The organism is Bacillus cytotoxicus NVH 391-98 (assembly GCF_000017425.1).
GTDB lineage: Bacteria > Bacillota > Bacilli > Bacillales > Bacillaceae_G > Bacillus_A > Bacillus_A cytotoxicus.
Genome location: NC_009674.1, coordinates 3,889,328 through 3,903,802, shown reverse-complemented (window position 1 = coordinate 3,903,802; position 14,475 = coordinate 3,889,328). Strand labels below are relative to the sequence as shown.

The 14,475-nt window shown below is 37.7% G+C and carries 19 protein-coding genes and 1 pseudogene; 18 read left to right on the top strand and 2 right to left on the bottom strand.

Going from position 1 to position 14,475, the window contains the following annotated elements:
- The first annotated feature begins 71 nt into the window (after positions 1 to 71).
- A complete protein-coding gene (locus BCER98_RS19380) occupies positions 72 to 617 on the top strand; it encodes a manganese efflux pump MntP (protein ID WP_012096290.1) in 546 nt (181 codons plus the stop codon).
- Positions 618 to 822: 205 nt separating this feature from the next.
- The gene (locus BCER98_RS19375; protein ID WP_012096289.1) at positions 823 to 1,098 is read left to right on the top strand and encodes a DUF3935 domain-containing protein; all 276 of its coding nucleotides are present in this window, start codon (positions 823 to 825) and stop codon (positions 1,096 to 1,098) included.
- A 42-nt stretch (positions 1,099 to 1,140) separates the two neighbouring features.
- On the opposite strand, the gene BCER98_RS19370 is transcribed toward BCER98_RS19375, so the two are convergent.
- On the bottom strand, positions 1,141 to 1,752 hold the full coding sequence (locus tag BCER98_RS19370; RefSeq protein ID WP_012096288.1) for a flavin reductase family protein: 612 nt from the start codon (positions 1,750 to 1,752) through the stop codon (positions 1,141 to 1,143).
- Between the two features lie 269 nt (positions 1,753 to 2,021).
- A complete protein-coding gene (locus tag BCER98_RS19365) occupies positions 2,022 to 2,408 on the bottom strand; it encodes a DoxX family protein (RefSeq protein ID WP_012096287.1) in 387 nt (128 codons plus the stop codon).
- 382 nt (positions 2,409 to 2,790) lie between these two features.
- Here BCER98_RS19365 and BCER98_RS19360 point away from each other — a divergent pair, with 382 nt between their 5' ends.
- The 16 genes and pseudogenes from BCER98_RS19360 (at position 2,791) to atpG (ending at position 14,180) form a co-directional block, all read left to right on the top strand.
- On the top strand, positions 2,791 to 3,288 hold the full coding sequence (locus tag BCER98_RS19360; RefSeq protein ID WP_012096286.1) for a PTS sugar transporter subunit IIA: 498 nt from the start codon (positions 2,791 to 2,793) through the stop codon (positions 3,286 to 3,288).
- A gap of 124 nt (positions 3,289 to 3,412) precedes the next feature.
- A pseudogene (locus BCER98_RS22310) lies at positions 3,413 to 3,837 on the top strand (helix-turn-helix domain-containing protein); the annotation flags it as partial.
- Between the two features lie 338 nt (positions 3,838 to 4,175).
- On the top strand, positions 4,176 to 4,616 hold the full coding sequence (locus BCER98_RS19350; protein WP_012096285.1) for a low molecular weight protein arginine phosphatase: 441 nt from the start codon (positions 4,176 to 4,178) through the stop codon (positions 4,614 to 4,616).
- A gap of 122 nt (positions 4,617 to 4,738) precedes the next feature.
- Entirely contained in the window at positions 4,739 to 5,182 is a 444-nt protein-coding gene (gene rpiB / locus BCER98_RS19345) for a ribose 5-phosphate isomerase B (RefSeq protein ID WP_012096284.1), read from the top strand.
- A gap of 68 nt (positions 5,183 to 5,250) precedes the next feature.
- Entirely contained in the window at positions 5,251 to 5,823 is a 573-nt protein-coding gene (locus tag BCER98_RS19340) for a TIGR01440 family protein (protein ID WP_012096283.1), read from the top strand.
- Positions 5,824 to 6,005: 182 nt separating this feature from the next.
- Positions 6,006 to 7,247 (top strand): serine hydroxymethyltransferase, encoded by a 1,242-nt coding sequence (gene glyA, locus BCER98_RS19335; protein ID WP_012096282.1) that lies wholly within the window; start codon positions 6,006 to 6,008, stop codon positions 7,245 to 7,247.
- Positions 7,248 to 7,566: 319 nt separating this feature from the next.
- Entirely contained in the window at positions 7,567 to 8,196 is a 630-nt protein-coding gene (gene upp, locus BCER98_RS19330; protein WP_012096281.1) for a uracil phosphoribosyltransferase, read from the top strand.
- Positions 8,197 to 8,571: 375 nt separating this feature from the next.
- The gene (locus BCER98_RS21515; protein WP_081428418.1) at positions 8,572 to 8,685 is read left to right on the top strand and encodes a DUF4024 domain-containing protein; all 114 of its coding nucleotides are present in this window, start codon (positions 8,572 to 8,574) and stop codon (positions 8,683 to 8,685) included.
- Between the two features lie 26 nt (positions 8,686 to 8,711).
- On the top strand, positions 8,712 to 8,936 hold the full coding sequence (locus BCER98_RS19325; protein WP_012096280.1) for an AtpZ/AtpI family protein: 225 nt from the start codon (positions 8,712 to 8,714) through the stop codon (positions 8,934 to 8,936).
- Positions 8,936 to 9,328, top strand: coding sequence for an ATP synthase subunit I (locus tag BCER98_RS19320; RefSeq protein WP_041810138.1), 393 nt, complete (start codon positions 8,936 to 8,938; stop codon positions 9,326 to 9,328). Before BCER98_RS19325 ends, BCER98_RS19320 begins: the two co-directional genes overlap by 1 nt.
- Positions 9,329 to 9,335: 7 nt before the next feature.
- On the top strand, positions 9,336 to 10,055 hold the full coding sequence (gene atpB / locus BCER98_RS19315) for a F0F1 ATP synthase subunit A (RefSeq protein WP_012096278.1): 720 nt from the start codon (positions 9,336 to 9,338) through the stop codon (positions 10,053 to 10,055).
- A 57-nt stretch (positions 10,056 to 10,112) separates the two neighbouring features.
- Positions 10,113 to 10,331: a F0F1 ATP synthase subunit C gene (atpE, locus tag BCER98_RS19310; protein ID WP_012096277.1), complete on the top strand. Its 219-nt coding sequence runs from the start codon at positions 10,113 to 10,115 to the stop codon at positions 10,329 to 10,331.
- Between the two features lie 127 nt (positions 10,332 to 10,458).
- Positions 10,459 to 10,965, top strand: a complete 507-nt coding sequence (atpF, locus tag BCER98_RS19305; RefSeq protein ID WP_012096276.1) for a F0F1 ATP synthase subunit B — start codon at positions 10,459 to 10,461, stop codon at positions 10,963 to 10,965.
- The gene (locus tag BCER98_RS19300) at positions 10,962 to 11,504 is read left to right on the top strand and encodes a F0F1 ATP synthase subunit delta (protein WP_012096275.1); all 543 of its coding nucleotides are present in this window, start codon (positions 10,962 to 10,964) and stop codon (positions 11,502 to 11,504) included. The genes atpF and BCER98_RS19300 overlap by 4 nt, the downstream gene beginning before the upstream one ends.
- An 11-nt stretch (positions 11,505 to 11,515) precedes the next feature.
- Positions 11,516 to 13,024: a F0F1 ATP synthase subunit alpha gene (gene atpA / locus BCER98_RS19295; protein ID WP_012096274.1), complete on the top strand. Its 1,509-nt coding sequence runs from the start codon at positions 11,516 to 11,518 to the stop codon at positions 13,022 to 13,024.
- Between the two features lie 295 nt (positions 13,025 to 13,319).
- On the top strand, positions 13,320 to 14,180 hold the full coding sequence (atpG, locus tag BCER98_RS19290) for a F0F1 ATP synthase subunit gamma (protein ID WP_012096273.1): 861 nt from the start codon (positions 13,320 to 13,322) through the stop codon (positions 14,178 to 14,180).
- The last annotated feature ends 295 nt before the right edge of the window (positions 14,181 to 14,475 follow it).

Sequence of the window (14,475 nt, the reverse complement as noted above, 5' to 3'; positions counted from 1 at the left end):
ACTTTCATAGATTCTATTTTTCCTCGGATGAGCATATGGTGAAGTAGCAAGTCCGAGGAGGGACGAGAACGATGATTGAACAATTCATACCTTTAATCATTATGGCTTTTGCCTTAGGAATGGATGCATTTTCTGTAAGCCTCGGCATGGGGATGGTCACGCTTAAAGTCCGACAAATTTTTTATATTGGGGTAACAATCGGTATATTTCATATTCTGATGCCCTTTTTAGGGATGGTTCTTGGACGACTGTTATCAGAAAAATTTGGTCAAATTGCTACACTCGCTGGGGCTATTTTGTTAATTGGGTTAGGTTTTTATATTGTGTACTCTTCACTTTTAGAAAATGAAGATACAAGGGCGGCTCCTGCCGGGATTAGTTTGCTTATATTCGCATTTAGTGTAAGTATTGATAGCTTTTCAGTCGGGTTAAGCCTCGGGATTTATGGGGCACAGATGATTTGGACGATATTGCTTTTTGGCTTCATCAGCATGATTTTAGCGTGGGCTGGCTTATTATTAGGAAGACATGCAAAGCATATGCTTGGTACATATGGAGAAGTTTTTGGGGGGATCATTCTAGTTGGATTTGGATTGTATCTTCTTTTTCCGCTATAATCTTGTTATTATGTAAGAAAATGAGAAAGAGCAAGAGTCTTGAAAATAGGATATGAAATATTTTTCTAAGAGGATTGCGGAAAAGAATGATGATGTTTAAAAGTTTCTATTATTCGATATGATAAATACCTTTCTGTAAGAAATCCCATTTCTATTTATACTCTTCATGATAAGATACTTTCCATATATAGAAAGGATGATACAAATGACAAGAGTAAAACAAATTTTTGGAATCATGATTAGTTTTTTTGTCTTTTGGTTTAGCATGCTCGGAGTACAAATGTTTGCTGAATTTCTAGATATCGATTCTTTCAAATTTATTGTAGGTAAAACAGAAACAGCTCGTGCGTTTTATTCACCGTATCCATTTTTAATTGTATTTTTGCTTACATTGCTATCTTTATATTTCTTTGTTATAAAGCTTGGGAAACCAAAGAAGGCAAACAATATTCTTCCTGAGGAAAATAAAGAGCAAATTTGAGTTGTTTTTAAAACCCCCGCGAGATATGCGGGGGTTTTTCTTTTAAATAGGGCGCACTAATTCAAATTGTTCGCCTAGTTTCGCATAGTTATGACCAGCTAGTCGGCTGACTGGTTTTAGTCCTTCAGCATGGATACGCCCGTTTTCATATAAGTGTTCAGCAACATGAAAACGAACAACACGCCCAATGAGTAGATCGCATGCTGGGGATTCCTCTGTTCCGCCAAGAGGAATCGCGCGTTCTAATACACACTCCATTCGAATATTTGCTTCTTTTACACCTGGTACAGAAATAACATCACTATCAATAGGAGTCAATTTTGCACGTTCAATTTCACTTTGATGAGGAGGAAGATTTGCAGCGGTTTCATTAATAGCTTCCACATAAGATTCATCGGAAATATGTACAACAAATTCTCCTTTTTCAATTGCATTTCGTGATGTATCTTTGCGATGACCTTCTTTTCTTTGTACAGAAACAGAGATGAGCGGAGGATTGGCAGCAACAATATTAAAATAGCTGTAAGGAGCCCCGTTTAAAACGCCATCTTGTGTCAAAGAAGTGACGAATGCGACAGGGCGCGGGATAATACTTCCCGTTAACAATTTATAATTCTCTCGTTCTGTTTGTTCGTTTGGGTTAATGGAAATCATATTCGTAATCTCCCTTCTTTTTAGAAATGCTTCCTTGTTTGTTTACAAGATACGACTAGAAAACTCCTTCTTTTTTTCAATTTTTGTGCAGAGAGATGAGCAAACATATATCGGGAGATGCGGAGGTGGCGAAATTTGTCTACTGGTCGATATCTTGTGTCGAACCGCCGATAAATCCGGAGTTACGCCGATATATTATTGTACAAAGAAAAGCCTATTTCCAGTTTGGAAATAGGCTCCTTTAAATATCTTGAATCTGAGATGGTTGATTAAAATAAAGTATAAGCACCAGGGCCGATTAAAGCAATACCTACTGCAACAGCAATTAAGATTAAGTTATATTCGAATCCATTTTCTGTTACCCAGAAACCGTTTTTGCCATGAACTGTAATAATTGCAACTAACATTGTACCGACAATAAGTAGTGCACCAACCCAAGTGAAGACACCTGCTGCGAATAAGAAACCACCTAATAGTTCAGTTGCACCAGCCATAAAGGCCATAAATACACCAGGACGTAAGCCGATAGATTCCATCCAGCCGCCTGTTCCTTTTAGGCCGTAGCCACCAAACCAGCCGAATAATTTTTGAGCAGCATGCCCCATAAATGAAATTCCGATAATAAGACGAATAATAAGTAGACCCATGTTCATCATTTATAAAACCTCCTAAAAGTTATTAGCTTATATTATGTAAGTAATAATAAATTAGTTACTTACTTTAGTCAAGTGATATTCTAAAAAATATGAAGAAAATTTTACAAATCATAAATAAAAAACAAATATGTTGTGAAGACCTCTAGACAAGTTCGCGAAAAAAAGAGACAATATAGAAATAAGAAGTTCGTTGTTATTCCGATCATTTGAATTGACTGGATTTTTTCAAAGCGATACAATGAATTTCTATTCGTGATCATGCACTTTATTTCGAAAACGTTTTTACGGTATAGTATTTAAAGTAAGAAGTCTTACGAGTATTTCAATATTTACTAGGGATTGCCCTATATATTTGCAAGCAACTTTTAAGGAGGACTATCCTATGTTTAAAAAATTATTCGGTTTTGGTTCAAAAACAAATGAAGAAACAATCGTAGCTCCGTTAACTGGAGAAGTGAAAAATATTGAAGAAGTACCAGATCCAGTATTCGCTGGTCGCATGATGGGGGATGGTATTGCAATCGTTCCAACTGAAGGTGTTGTTGTATCTCCTGTCGATGGTGAAATCGTTCAATTATTCCATACGAAACATGCTGTTGGTATTAAGGCGAAGAATGGTACAGAAATTTTAATTCATGTTGGCTTAGAAACTGTAAAAATGGAAGGTGAAGGTTTCGAAGCTCACGTATCTGAAGGGCAAGCTGTAAAGAAAGGCGATAAATTAATTTCTTTCGATTTAGAAATCATTCGTGAAAAAGCAAAAAGTACAATTACACCAGTTGTTATTACAAATACAGACGCGGCTGAATCTATTAAAACAACTGTAGGCGTATCAGCTACAAAAGGTGAAACAGAAGTAATGAAAGTGATAATGAAATAATCATTTTTCATAAGGAATCCATTTTGTTTTGTATGAAATGGATTCCTTATTTTTATCTTTTTAGTCGAGAAGACACCCACCTCAAGAAATGTGGAGAGTATAGCCCAATGAGGAGGTGGAAGGCATGTTAGTCAATAAAGTGTATAAGTTTCGCCTCTATCCAAATAAAGAACAAGAGATACTGATTGCTAAAACAATCGGATGTTCTCGTTTTGTATTCAATCACTTTGTAGCGCAATGAAATGACGCATACAAAGAGACAGGTAAAGGATTGACTTATAACACTTGTTCTTCTCAATTAACACAACTAAAGAAAGAACTTGGTTAAAAGAAGTGGATAGTATTTCGCTTCAATTCTCATTAAAAAACCTTGCTGATTCATATTCACGATTCTTTAAAAAACAGAACAAAGCACTACGTTTCAAATCGAAAAAGTATAAAATTCAATCTTATACAACAAAACATACGAATGGAAATATTGCCATTGTAGGTAACAAAATCAAGTTACCTAAACTTGGATTCGTGAAATGTACAAAAAGTCGTGTTGTGGGTACCAAAACGAAGACGTTAAGAATCTCAACCTGCGTGAATGGGATAGCCTAATCAAAACTTTCGATTACGAAGGTGTTCTTAGGAATCTCCCACTTCAAGTAAGTTCATAAGAATTACTAAGTGGTGAGTAGTTCAAATTTCTAGGATGTTCTGAATAATTGTGGTATTATATTTAAGGCACTTGAAACTAGGGTTTCACATATATGTGGATAAGGCGCATTTCTCTTAGAAAAATAAATGGGAAATGCGCCTTCTGTTATATTCACAATTCTTTTGTTCTGGTGTCATGTACGTTATGATAAGCATAGGACATTTGGCAGAAGGAGTGGTTTTGGATGAAGCGAGTATTGTTTGTTTGTACTGGAAATACATGTCGCAGTCCAATGGCAGAGGCATTGCTTCGTCATTATGGCGGAGGGAATTTTGAAGTGCAATCTGCTGGTGTTTTTGCAAGCCCTGGAAGTGATGCATCTATGCATGCTAAGGAGGCATTAGCTAAGAAAGGAATTTCAATCAATCATGCTTCTAAGCAAGTGACAGAAATATTAATTGATTGGGCTGATATCATTTTGACTATGACAGAAAACCATAAACAGCTTTTGTTAGGCTATTATCCGAAAGCAAAAGAAAAACTGCATACATTATATGAATTTACAGAAGGTATAAATAAAGATATTTCAGATCCATTTGGTGGATCGCTCTCTATTTATGAGACAACTCTAGTAGAGATGGAAAAACTTGTACAAAGTTTGTTGGAAAAACATTCAGAGTCCTAATGTTTCGTGTATAATACGATATTGGAGAGCAACTTGTTTATAGTAGACAAGTTTGAAATAAGTTAGCCATTTATGAATGAAAGGATTCATAAACGTTGCAGTAAAAATCTGGAGGGGTAAAAATGAAAGTAGTAGTAGCATCTGATCACGGCGGTATCAATATCCGCAAAGAAATTGTAAATCTATTAGAAGAGCTAAACATTGAGTATATTGATTTAGGATGTGAGTGTGAGGCAGGATCTGTTGATTACCCTGATTTTGCATTTCCAGCAGCAGAAATGGTTGCAAAAGGTGAAGTAGATCGTGGTATTTTAATTTGTGGTACAGGCATTGGTATGTCAATTGCGGCAAATAAAGTTCACGGCATTCGTTGCGCATTAGTTCATGATACATTTAGTGCAAGAGCAACTAGAGAACACAATGATAGCAACATGTTAGCGATGGGTGAGCGTGTTATTGGCGCTGGCTTAGCACGTGATATCGCAAAAATTTGGTTAACAACTGATTATGAGGGTGGCCGTCACGAAAATCGTGTAGGAAAAATTAAAACATACGAAGAAAAATAATATACATTCTAACTTCTATCAAAAGATAATATAATTTGTTGAACCAACCTGTGAAAGGAAGAGGCGTAATGATGGAAATAGTAAAAGTAAAAGAGCAGCTACAAACATTGCTTTCTGATTTTCAAGAACAAGCTTCTTTACAAAGTGGTCAAATTTTTGTAGTAGGCTGTAGTACAAGTGAAGTGCTCGGAGAAAGAATTGGAACTTCAGGGACGATGAAAGTAGCCGAAGCGATTTTTTCTGAACTAATACAATTTCAAAAACAGACAGGTGTCGCATTAGTGTTTCAATGTTGTGAGCATTTAAATCGTGCTTTAGTGGTAGAAAAAGAAGTCGCTTTGAAACATGGTTTTGAAATTGTGACCGTTACGCCTGTTAGATCAGCAGGGGGGGCATTGGCGACATATGCGTATCATAATTTTAAAGATCCTGTAGTAGTAGAATTTATAAAAGCAGACGCAGGTATCGATATCGGTGATACATTTATTGGTATGCATTTAAAACATGTGGCGGTTCCTGTTCGTACAAGTATAAAAGAGGTTGGGAATGCACATGTAACAATGGCTAAAACGCGCGCGAAACTAATTGGGGGAGCGCGTGCTGTATATAAAGCGGCAGAAGAAACAATGATTTGTCGTTAATATATAAGGAAAGAAAAGACCGGACTTGGTCTTTTTTCTTTTATGATATAGAAAGTCATGTTAGAATGTAGTTGAAAATATGAAGATTTAAAAGAATTACAACTTGAATTTTCGTTTTTTCTGAATAAATAGGAAAAAACTATTGGGAATTAATGTAATTCGTTCAGAAAAGGGGGATTTTGGTGGATCATTTAAAACGTCAAGATGAAAAGGTATTTGCTGCAATTGAAGCGGAATTAGGAAGACAGCGTTCAAAAATTGAGTTAATTGCTTCGGAAAACTTCGTAAGCGAAGCTGTAATGGAAGCACAAGGTTCTGTTTTAACAAATAAGTATGCGGAAGGGTATCCTGGTAAACGTTACTATGGCGGTTGTGAGCATGTAGACGTAGTAGAGGATATTGCACGCGATCGTGTGAAAGAGATCTTTGGTGCTGAACATGTAAATGTTCAACCGCATTCTGGTGCACAAGCGAACATGGCTGTATACTTCACAATTTTAGAGCATGGAGATACAGTTCTTGGTATGAATTTATCTCATGGCGGTCATTTGACACACGGAAGTCCTGTTAACTTTAGTGGAGTGCAATATAATTTTGTAGAATATGGTGTGGATGCTGAAACTCATCGTATTAACTACGACGATGTGTTAGCAAAAGCAAAAGAACATAAACCAAAACTAATCGTTGCAGGTGCAAGTGCATATCCTCGTGTGATCGATTTCAAAAGATTTCGTGAAATTGCAGATGAAGTAGGGGCATATTTAATGGTGGATATGGCTCATATTGCAGGTTTAGTTGCAGCGGGCTTACATCCGAATCCAGTGCCACATGCACATTTTGTTACGACAACAACACATAAAACATTACGCGGTCCACGCGGTGGTATGATTTTATGTGAAGAGAAATTTGCAAAGCAAATTGATAAATCAATCTTCCCTGGTATTCAAGGCGGTCCACTTATGCATGTCATCGCTGCAAAAGCTGTTGCATTTGGGGAAGCACTTCAAGATGACTTTAAAACATATGCGCAAAATATTATTCATAATGCACAGCGTTTAGCAGAAGGACTTCAAAAAGAAGGACTTACACTCGTTTCTGGTGGAACGGATAACCACCTGATTTTAATTGATGTTCGCAACTTAAATATTACAGGAAAAGTGGCAGAACATGTATTAGATGAAGTAGGTATTACAGTAAACAAAAATACAATTCCATTTGAAACAGCAAGTCCATTTGTAACAAGTGGTGTACGTATCGGTACAGCGGCTGTAACATCTCGTGGCTTTGGCTTAGAAGAAATGGATGAAATCGCATCAATTATTGCACATACATTAAAAAATCACGAAGACGAAACTGCATTAGAAGAAGCTCGTAAACGTGTAGCTGTATTAACAAGTAAGTTTCCAATGTACACTGATTTATAATAGATGAAAGAAAACCACTGTAACATCATGTTGCAGTGGTTTTCTTTCGGTTGCATAATGCTTGAATATAGAGAAAGAACTTCATGAGAACAGATGAAGCATAACAGCCCCTTAAAGTATGTATACGACACGTGAATAAATTTTAGAAATATAATGAAGGATAGGATTTCCATAATTGGTAAAGATATTAGATGGATTCATTATGAAATTAATATTTTTCCAAGTTTGCCCTTGAATATTAGTAGGGTTTTCTTTACAATCGTAAATAGTGCAAATGGCGTGGGAACACGCATGAATATCATCTGAAGGAGAGATTCACATGGGAAAACTGTATGTATTTGATCACCCGTTAATTCAACATAAGATTACATATATTCGCGATAAAAATACAGGTACAAAAGAGTTTCGTGAATTAGTGGATGAAGTAGCAAGCTTAATGGCTTTTGAAATTACACGTGATCTTCCACTTGAAGAGATTGAAATTGAAACACCTGTGAGCAAAGCAAAAACAAAAGTGATCGCTGGGAAGAAGCTAGGTTTAATTCCAATTTTACGTGCAGGTTTAGGAATGGTGGACGGAATTCTGAAATTAATTCCAGCAGCAAAAGTGGGACATATCGGTTTATACCGTGACCCAAAAACATTGCAACCGGTAGAATACTATGTGAAACTTCCAACGGATGTAGAAGAACGTGACTTTATCGTACTAGATCCGATGTTAGCAACAGGTGGTTCTGCAGCTGAAGCAATTAACTCTTTGAAAAAGCGCGGTGCGAAACATATTAAATTAATGTGTATCGTAGCTGCACCAGAAGGAGTAAAAGTTGTACAAGAAGAGCATCCTGATGTTGATATTTATGTAGCAGCATTAGATGAAAAATTAAATGACCACGGTTATGTTGTTCCAGGTTTAGGTGATGCTGGAGACCGACTATTTGGAACGAAGTAAGACTACAAACAGACGAGAGGGATTCCCTGCTCGTCTTTTTTATAGATCGGGAGTAGGGGAGGGGGATAAATATACAAAGAATATGCAACATAAATTGCATATTGATAACATATAATATAGAAGTCTAACATCTAAAAGAGGCTATATTATAGAAAGAAAACGTTATATCTAAAAAATAGAATGGTGACAAACTTGTGAACATTTTCTTCTATATCATAGAAAGAAAGTTACTAGATTTTACGTAAATTCCACCAGTATTTAGAAGGGGAACGTTTTCATTTTTGGGAGGAAATAACTAATACTCAAATTTTTTGATTTTTTACGATTTCTCGTTGACAGTACTAATACCCTATTGTATGCTAACAACGGGGATAGATGGTAGGGCTTTCAGTGACAATTTTGTATCTATTCTGTGACGAAAAAGTAAACTTTTGGTTTTGTTTAAGATTTATGCAAAAAAATGAGTTATTATTAACACGTCTTGAATGAGGTTTACATATTGGAGGGATGAATCCTTGCAAAAAAACGATCGCAGCCCTATAAAAGCATATGCTTTAATGTCAGGGATTTTGGCTCAGCTAGTCGGTTCCATTCTTGTTGGGATTTTTGGTGGGCAATGGATTGACAGTAAGGTTGGAACGTTTCCTTTGTTTCTAGTTATCGGCTTACTACTAGGGTTAGGAACAGGGATTTATGCAATGATTCGACTCATTCGACATTACTATTCGGGAGAGCAATGATGATAGATGTGCATGGACTTGTCCAAAGACAAAAGAAATATATGTACTACTTGCTTGCACTTCTAGTGCTAGGATGGGGATTTACCTCTTACAAGGATGTGTTTCTTGGGCTGATTATCGGAACGATTTTCAGTTTTCTTAGTTTGCGCATCATTGCACGTAGAACAGACAAGCTTATAGAACGCGTTACCAATGGAGGAAGCGTGAAATTTAAAGCTACAGCTGTCAGTACATATTCAAGGTTTGCGACGATTGGATTATTAATTTTATTTGCGGCAAAGTATCAGCATTTCATTGCGATGTGGAGCTTAGGTGTAGGATTGCTGACAGGGTATCTTGTCATGATCATAGATTTTCTTTATTTAGAGTATAAGAACAGGGAAGAGAGGTGAATTACTAGTGGAACACGGTAAATTGGTTGATTTTCTAGGTTTAACGTTCGATTTGTCCGCAGTTATCATGGTTACTGTAGCAGCAGTTATAGTGTTCTTAATCGCTGTGATTGGAACTCGAAGCTTAGCTCTTCGTCCGACAGGAATGCAAAACTTCCTTGAGTGGGTGTTAGACTTTGTGAAAGGCATTATTGGCAGTACGATGGACTGGAAAACAGGTGGGCGCTTCTTAACACTTGGCGTTACACTTATGATGTTTATTTTCGTATCAAACATGCTCGGTTTACCATTCATGTTTTCAACAACTGAGGCTGGTGAACATATTGCATGGTGGAGATCGCCAACGTCTGACCCAGCAGTTACTTTAACATTAGCCGTGATGGTAGTTACCCTCACCCATTACTATGGAATTAAGATGAAGGGTACAAAGGAATATATAAAAGGTTATTTCCAACCTATGAAGTTCTTATTTCCTTTAAAGGTTATTGAGGAGTTTGCTAACACATTAACGTTGGGGCTTCGTCTATTCGGTAACATTTATGCTGGTGAGATTTTATTAACATTGCTTGCTCAATTAGGTGCAAGTGGTGCTTTTGGAGCATTAGGTGCGGTTGTGCCAATGTTAGCATGGATGGGATTCAGTGTATTCGTTGGATCAATCCAAGCATTTATTTTCACAATGTTAACGATGGTTTACATGGCTCATAAAGTAAGTCATGACCATTAATATATCTTAAGTAAGTATAAAATTTATTTTTTTCTAATAAAAAGGAGGACATTTTAAATGAGTTTAGGTGTAATCGCAGCTGCAATTGCAATTGGTTTATCAGCATTAGGTGCAGGTATTGGTAACGGTCTTATCGTATCACGTACAATCGAAGGTGTTGCTCGTCAGCCAGAATTAAAAGGCGCACTTCAAACAATTATGTTCATCGGGGTTGCATTAGTTGAGGCACTTCCAATCATTGGTGTAGTTATTGCATTCATCGTAATGAACAGATAAGGGATACTCCCCTTACATAGATGGCGAAGAGTGTTTTTCGAACTTTCTTCGCCATTGCTTTATGAACGAAATGTATGTCTTTTTTTTCATATAGTTAATTTAGATATTTTGAAGGGAGTGAATCCTTGTGCCAACTTTATTATTAGGAGCTGCCATTCCGTTTGGAACGATCGCTTATACGTTGGTCGTTTTCCTAATTTTATTAGTGATGCTACGCAAATTTGCTTGGGGTCCTTTAATGGGAATTATGAAGGAACGTGAAGAGCATGTTGCTAGCGAAATCGACGCTGCAGAGAAAAATCACGCAGAGGCGAAAAAGTTAGTAGAGGAACAACGTGAAATGCTAAAACAGTCACGTGTTGAAGCACAAGAGTTAATCGAAAGAGCGAAAAAGCAAGCAGAAGAACAAAAAGATGGTATTATTGCTGCTGCAAAAGAAGAAGCAGAATCAATTAAAACATCTGCTGTACAAGAAATTCAACGCGAAAAAGAGCAAGCAATTGCTACATTGCAAGAACAAGTCGCTTCTTTATCCGTTCAAATTGCTTCTAAAGTAATTGAGAAAGAACTAAAAGAAGAAGACCAAGTAAAATTAATTCGCGATTATATTAAAGAAGTAGGAGAAGCGCGATGAGCAATGAGATTGTAGCAAAACGTTATGCTGTCGCTCTTTTTCAAATTGCAAAAGAAAAACACGTATTAGAAATGTTTGAAGAAGAATTAGGCCTTGTACAAAGCGTTTTTATGAAAAACGAAGAACTACATAGCTTTTTAACAAAGCCGAATATTTCAAAGGAACAGAAAAAAATGTTTCTTTCTAACGTATTCTCTTCTGTTTCTGAGTCTATTTTAAATACGTTATATATTTTAGTTGATAATAAACGAATTGAAATTTTACCTGCCATTGCAAATGAATACGTAACTCTTGCAAACGAAGAGCGTAACGTAGCGGATGCAACTGTTTATTCTACTCGTCTTCTATCTGAAGAAGAGAAACTTAACATTGCAGAAGCATTTGCAAAAAGAACTGGAAAAGATGCAATTCGCGTGAAAAATATTGTAGATGAGGATTTACTAGGCGGTATTAAAGTGCGCATTGGAAATCGCATTTACGATGGAAGTTTACAAGGAAAATTAGCACGTATTCAGCGTGAACTAATGAAGAATAGATAGGGGTGAAGCACATGAGCATCAGAGCTGAAGAAATTAGCGCACTGATAAAGCAACAAATTGAAAACTATCAGTCTGAAATCGAAGTTAGCGATGTTGGTACAGTTATCCAAGTTGGTGACGGTATCGCGCGTGCTCATGGTCTTGATAACGTTATGGCTGGTGAACTTGTAGAGTTCGCTAACGGCGTTATGGGACTAGCACAAAACTTAGAGGAAAACAACGTAGGTATTATTATTCTAGGACCTTACACAGAAATTCGTGAAGGTGACGAAGTTCGTCGTACAGGCCGTATTATGCAAGTGCCAGTAGGTGAAGAACTAATCGGTCGTGTTGTGAACCCATTAGGTCAACCGGTAGACGGTTTAGGTCCAATCCATACAACAAAAACTCGTCCAATTGAAAGCCCAGCACCAGGTGTAATGGATCGTAAATCTGTTCATGAGCCACTTCAAACTGGTATTAAGGCAATTGATGCACTTGTGCCAATCGGTCGTGGTCAACGTGAGCTAATCATCGGTGACCGCCAAACTGGTAAAACAGCAGTAGCACTGGATACAATCTTAAACCAAAAAGACGAAGACATGATTTGTATCTATGTTGCAATTGGACAAAAAGAATCTACAGTACGTAACGTAGTAGAAACACTGCGTAAGCATGGTGCATTAGAGTATACAATTGTTGTAACAGCATCAGCTTCTCAACCAGCTCCATTGTTATATTTAGCTCCTTATGCAGGTGTATCAATGGGTGAAGAATTCATGTACAACGGAAAACACGTATTAGTCGTGTATGATGACTTATCAAAACAAGCAGCTGCTTACCGTGAGCTATCATTACTATTACGTCGTCCTCCAGGTCGTGAAGCATATCCAGGGGATGTATTCTACTTACATTCTCGCTTACTAGAGCGTGCAGCAAAATTAAGCGATGCAAAAGGCGGTGGCTCATTAACAGCTCTACCTTTCATCGAAACACAAGCAGGGGACGTATCAGCATACATCCCAACAAACGTAATCTCCATTACAGATGGACAAATCTTCTTGCAATCTGACTTGTTCTTCTCTGGCGTACGTCCAGCAATCGATGCAGGTACTTCAGTATCTCGTGTTGGTGGATCTGCTCAGATTAAAGCGATGAGTAAAGTATCAGGTACACTTCGTCTTGACCTTGCATCTTACCGTGAGTTAGAAGCGTTTGCTCAGTTCGGTTCTGACCTTGATAAAGCAACACAAGCGAAACTAAATCGCGGTGCTCGCACAGTTGAAGTATTAAAACAAGGATTACACAAACCATTGCGAGTAGAGAAACAAGTTATGATTCTTTACGCTTTAACACGTGGATTCCTAGATGATATTCCAGTAGCAGATATCACTCGCTTTGAAGAAGAATTCTATGCTTGGTTAGATTCAAATGCAGCTGATTTATTAGAAGAAATCCGTACAACGAAGAAACTTGCGGATGACGACAAATTTGCAGCAGCAATCAATGGATTTAAAAAAGTATTCGTAGCTTCTGAATAATAAAAAAAGCGGAGGTGGCTCGTCCAGAAGGGGAGGACATTGGACCTCCTGACGAAGAGGCGTTTTGGCCTCGCAGGAAATGGGAAATGATTGCCCCTTCTATCCACCGAAGCGAAATTATACAAAAGGTAGTTCGTCTTCGAATTACTAACGGTTTACAGAGGAAAAGAGTAGGTACACCTATTCTTTTCCTTCAATCATGAGCAAGCATGTCTTGCAATATGGATTAGAAAGATGAACAAAAAGGATTCTTACTAATCATGCCAACTTCCCGAAAAAAAGGTGGTGAAAACCTGTGGCATCTTTACGCGATATAAAAGCGAAAATTAACTCGACGAAGAAAACGAGTCAAATCACGAAAGCGATGGAGATGGTATCTGCATCGAAATTAAACCGTGCAGAACAAAATGCTAAATCTTTCGTTCCATATATGGAAAAAATTCAAGAAGTGGTAGCGAGTATCGCACAAGGTAGCAAAGGAATCAATCATCCGATGCTAACAGCGCGTCCTGTAAAGCGTACAGGGTACATCGTTATTACATCTGATCGCGGACTAGCAGGTGGTTATAACAGTAACGTATTACGTGAAGTAAGTAAGGTAATTCGTGAGCGTCATAATATGGATCCAAACCAATATTCAATTATTGTACTTGGACGACTAGGACGTGATTATTTAAAACGTCGTGGCTTTAACATCATTGATGAAGTAGTTGGATTATCTGACCACCCATCATTTACAGATATTAAAGATCTTGCTTCTCGAGCAATTGCGATGTTTGCAGATGGTGCTTATGATGAATTGTATATTTATTACAATCACTATGTAAGTAAAATTTCACAAGAAGTAACAGAAAATAAAGTTTTACCGCTTACAGATGTGAAATCTGATAAAAAATTAACTCCATATGAGTTTGAACCTTCAGAAGAAGAAATCTTAAAAGTACTATTGCCACAATACGCGGAAAGCCTAGTGTACGGTGCACTGCTAGACGGAAAAGCAAGTGAACACGCAGCGCGTATGACAGCAATGAAGAGTGCTACAGACAATGCAATGGAAGTTATCGATACACTTACACTTTCATTCAACCGTGCTCGTCAAGCTGCGATTACACAAGAAATCACAGAAATCGTTGGTGGAGCAGCAGCGTTAGAATAGTAATAAAAGGCGGAAGCGGTTCGTTCAGAATGGAAGGGGGATGGAGCTTCAGACATAGAGGCGTAGTTTGCCTCGCAGGAAGAAGCGAAGCCACCGAGAATTCTAACCGCTGTAGCTAGATTCAGTAAAAAGCGGAGGTAGCTCGTCCAGAAGGGGGGAAATATTTGCCCCTTCTAGCCACCGAAGCTAGATTCATAAAAAGCGGAAGCGGCTCGTTCTGAATGTGACGAGGATGGAACTTTAGGCGAAGAGGCGTGCTTTGTCTCGTCGGTAGAAGCGAAGTCACCGAGCATTC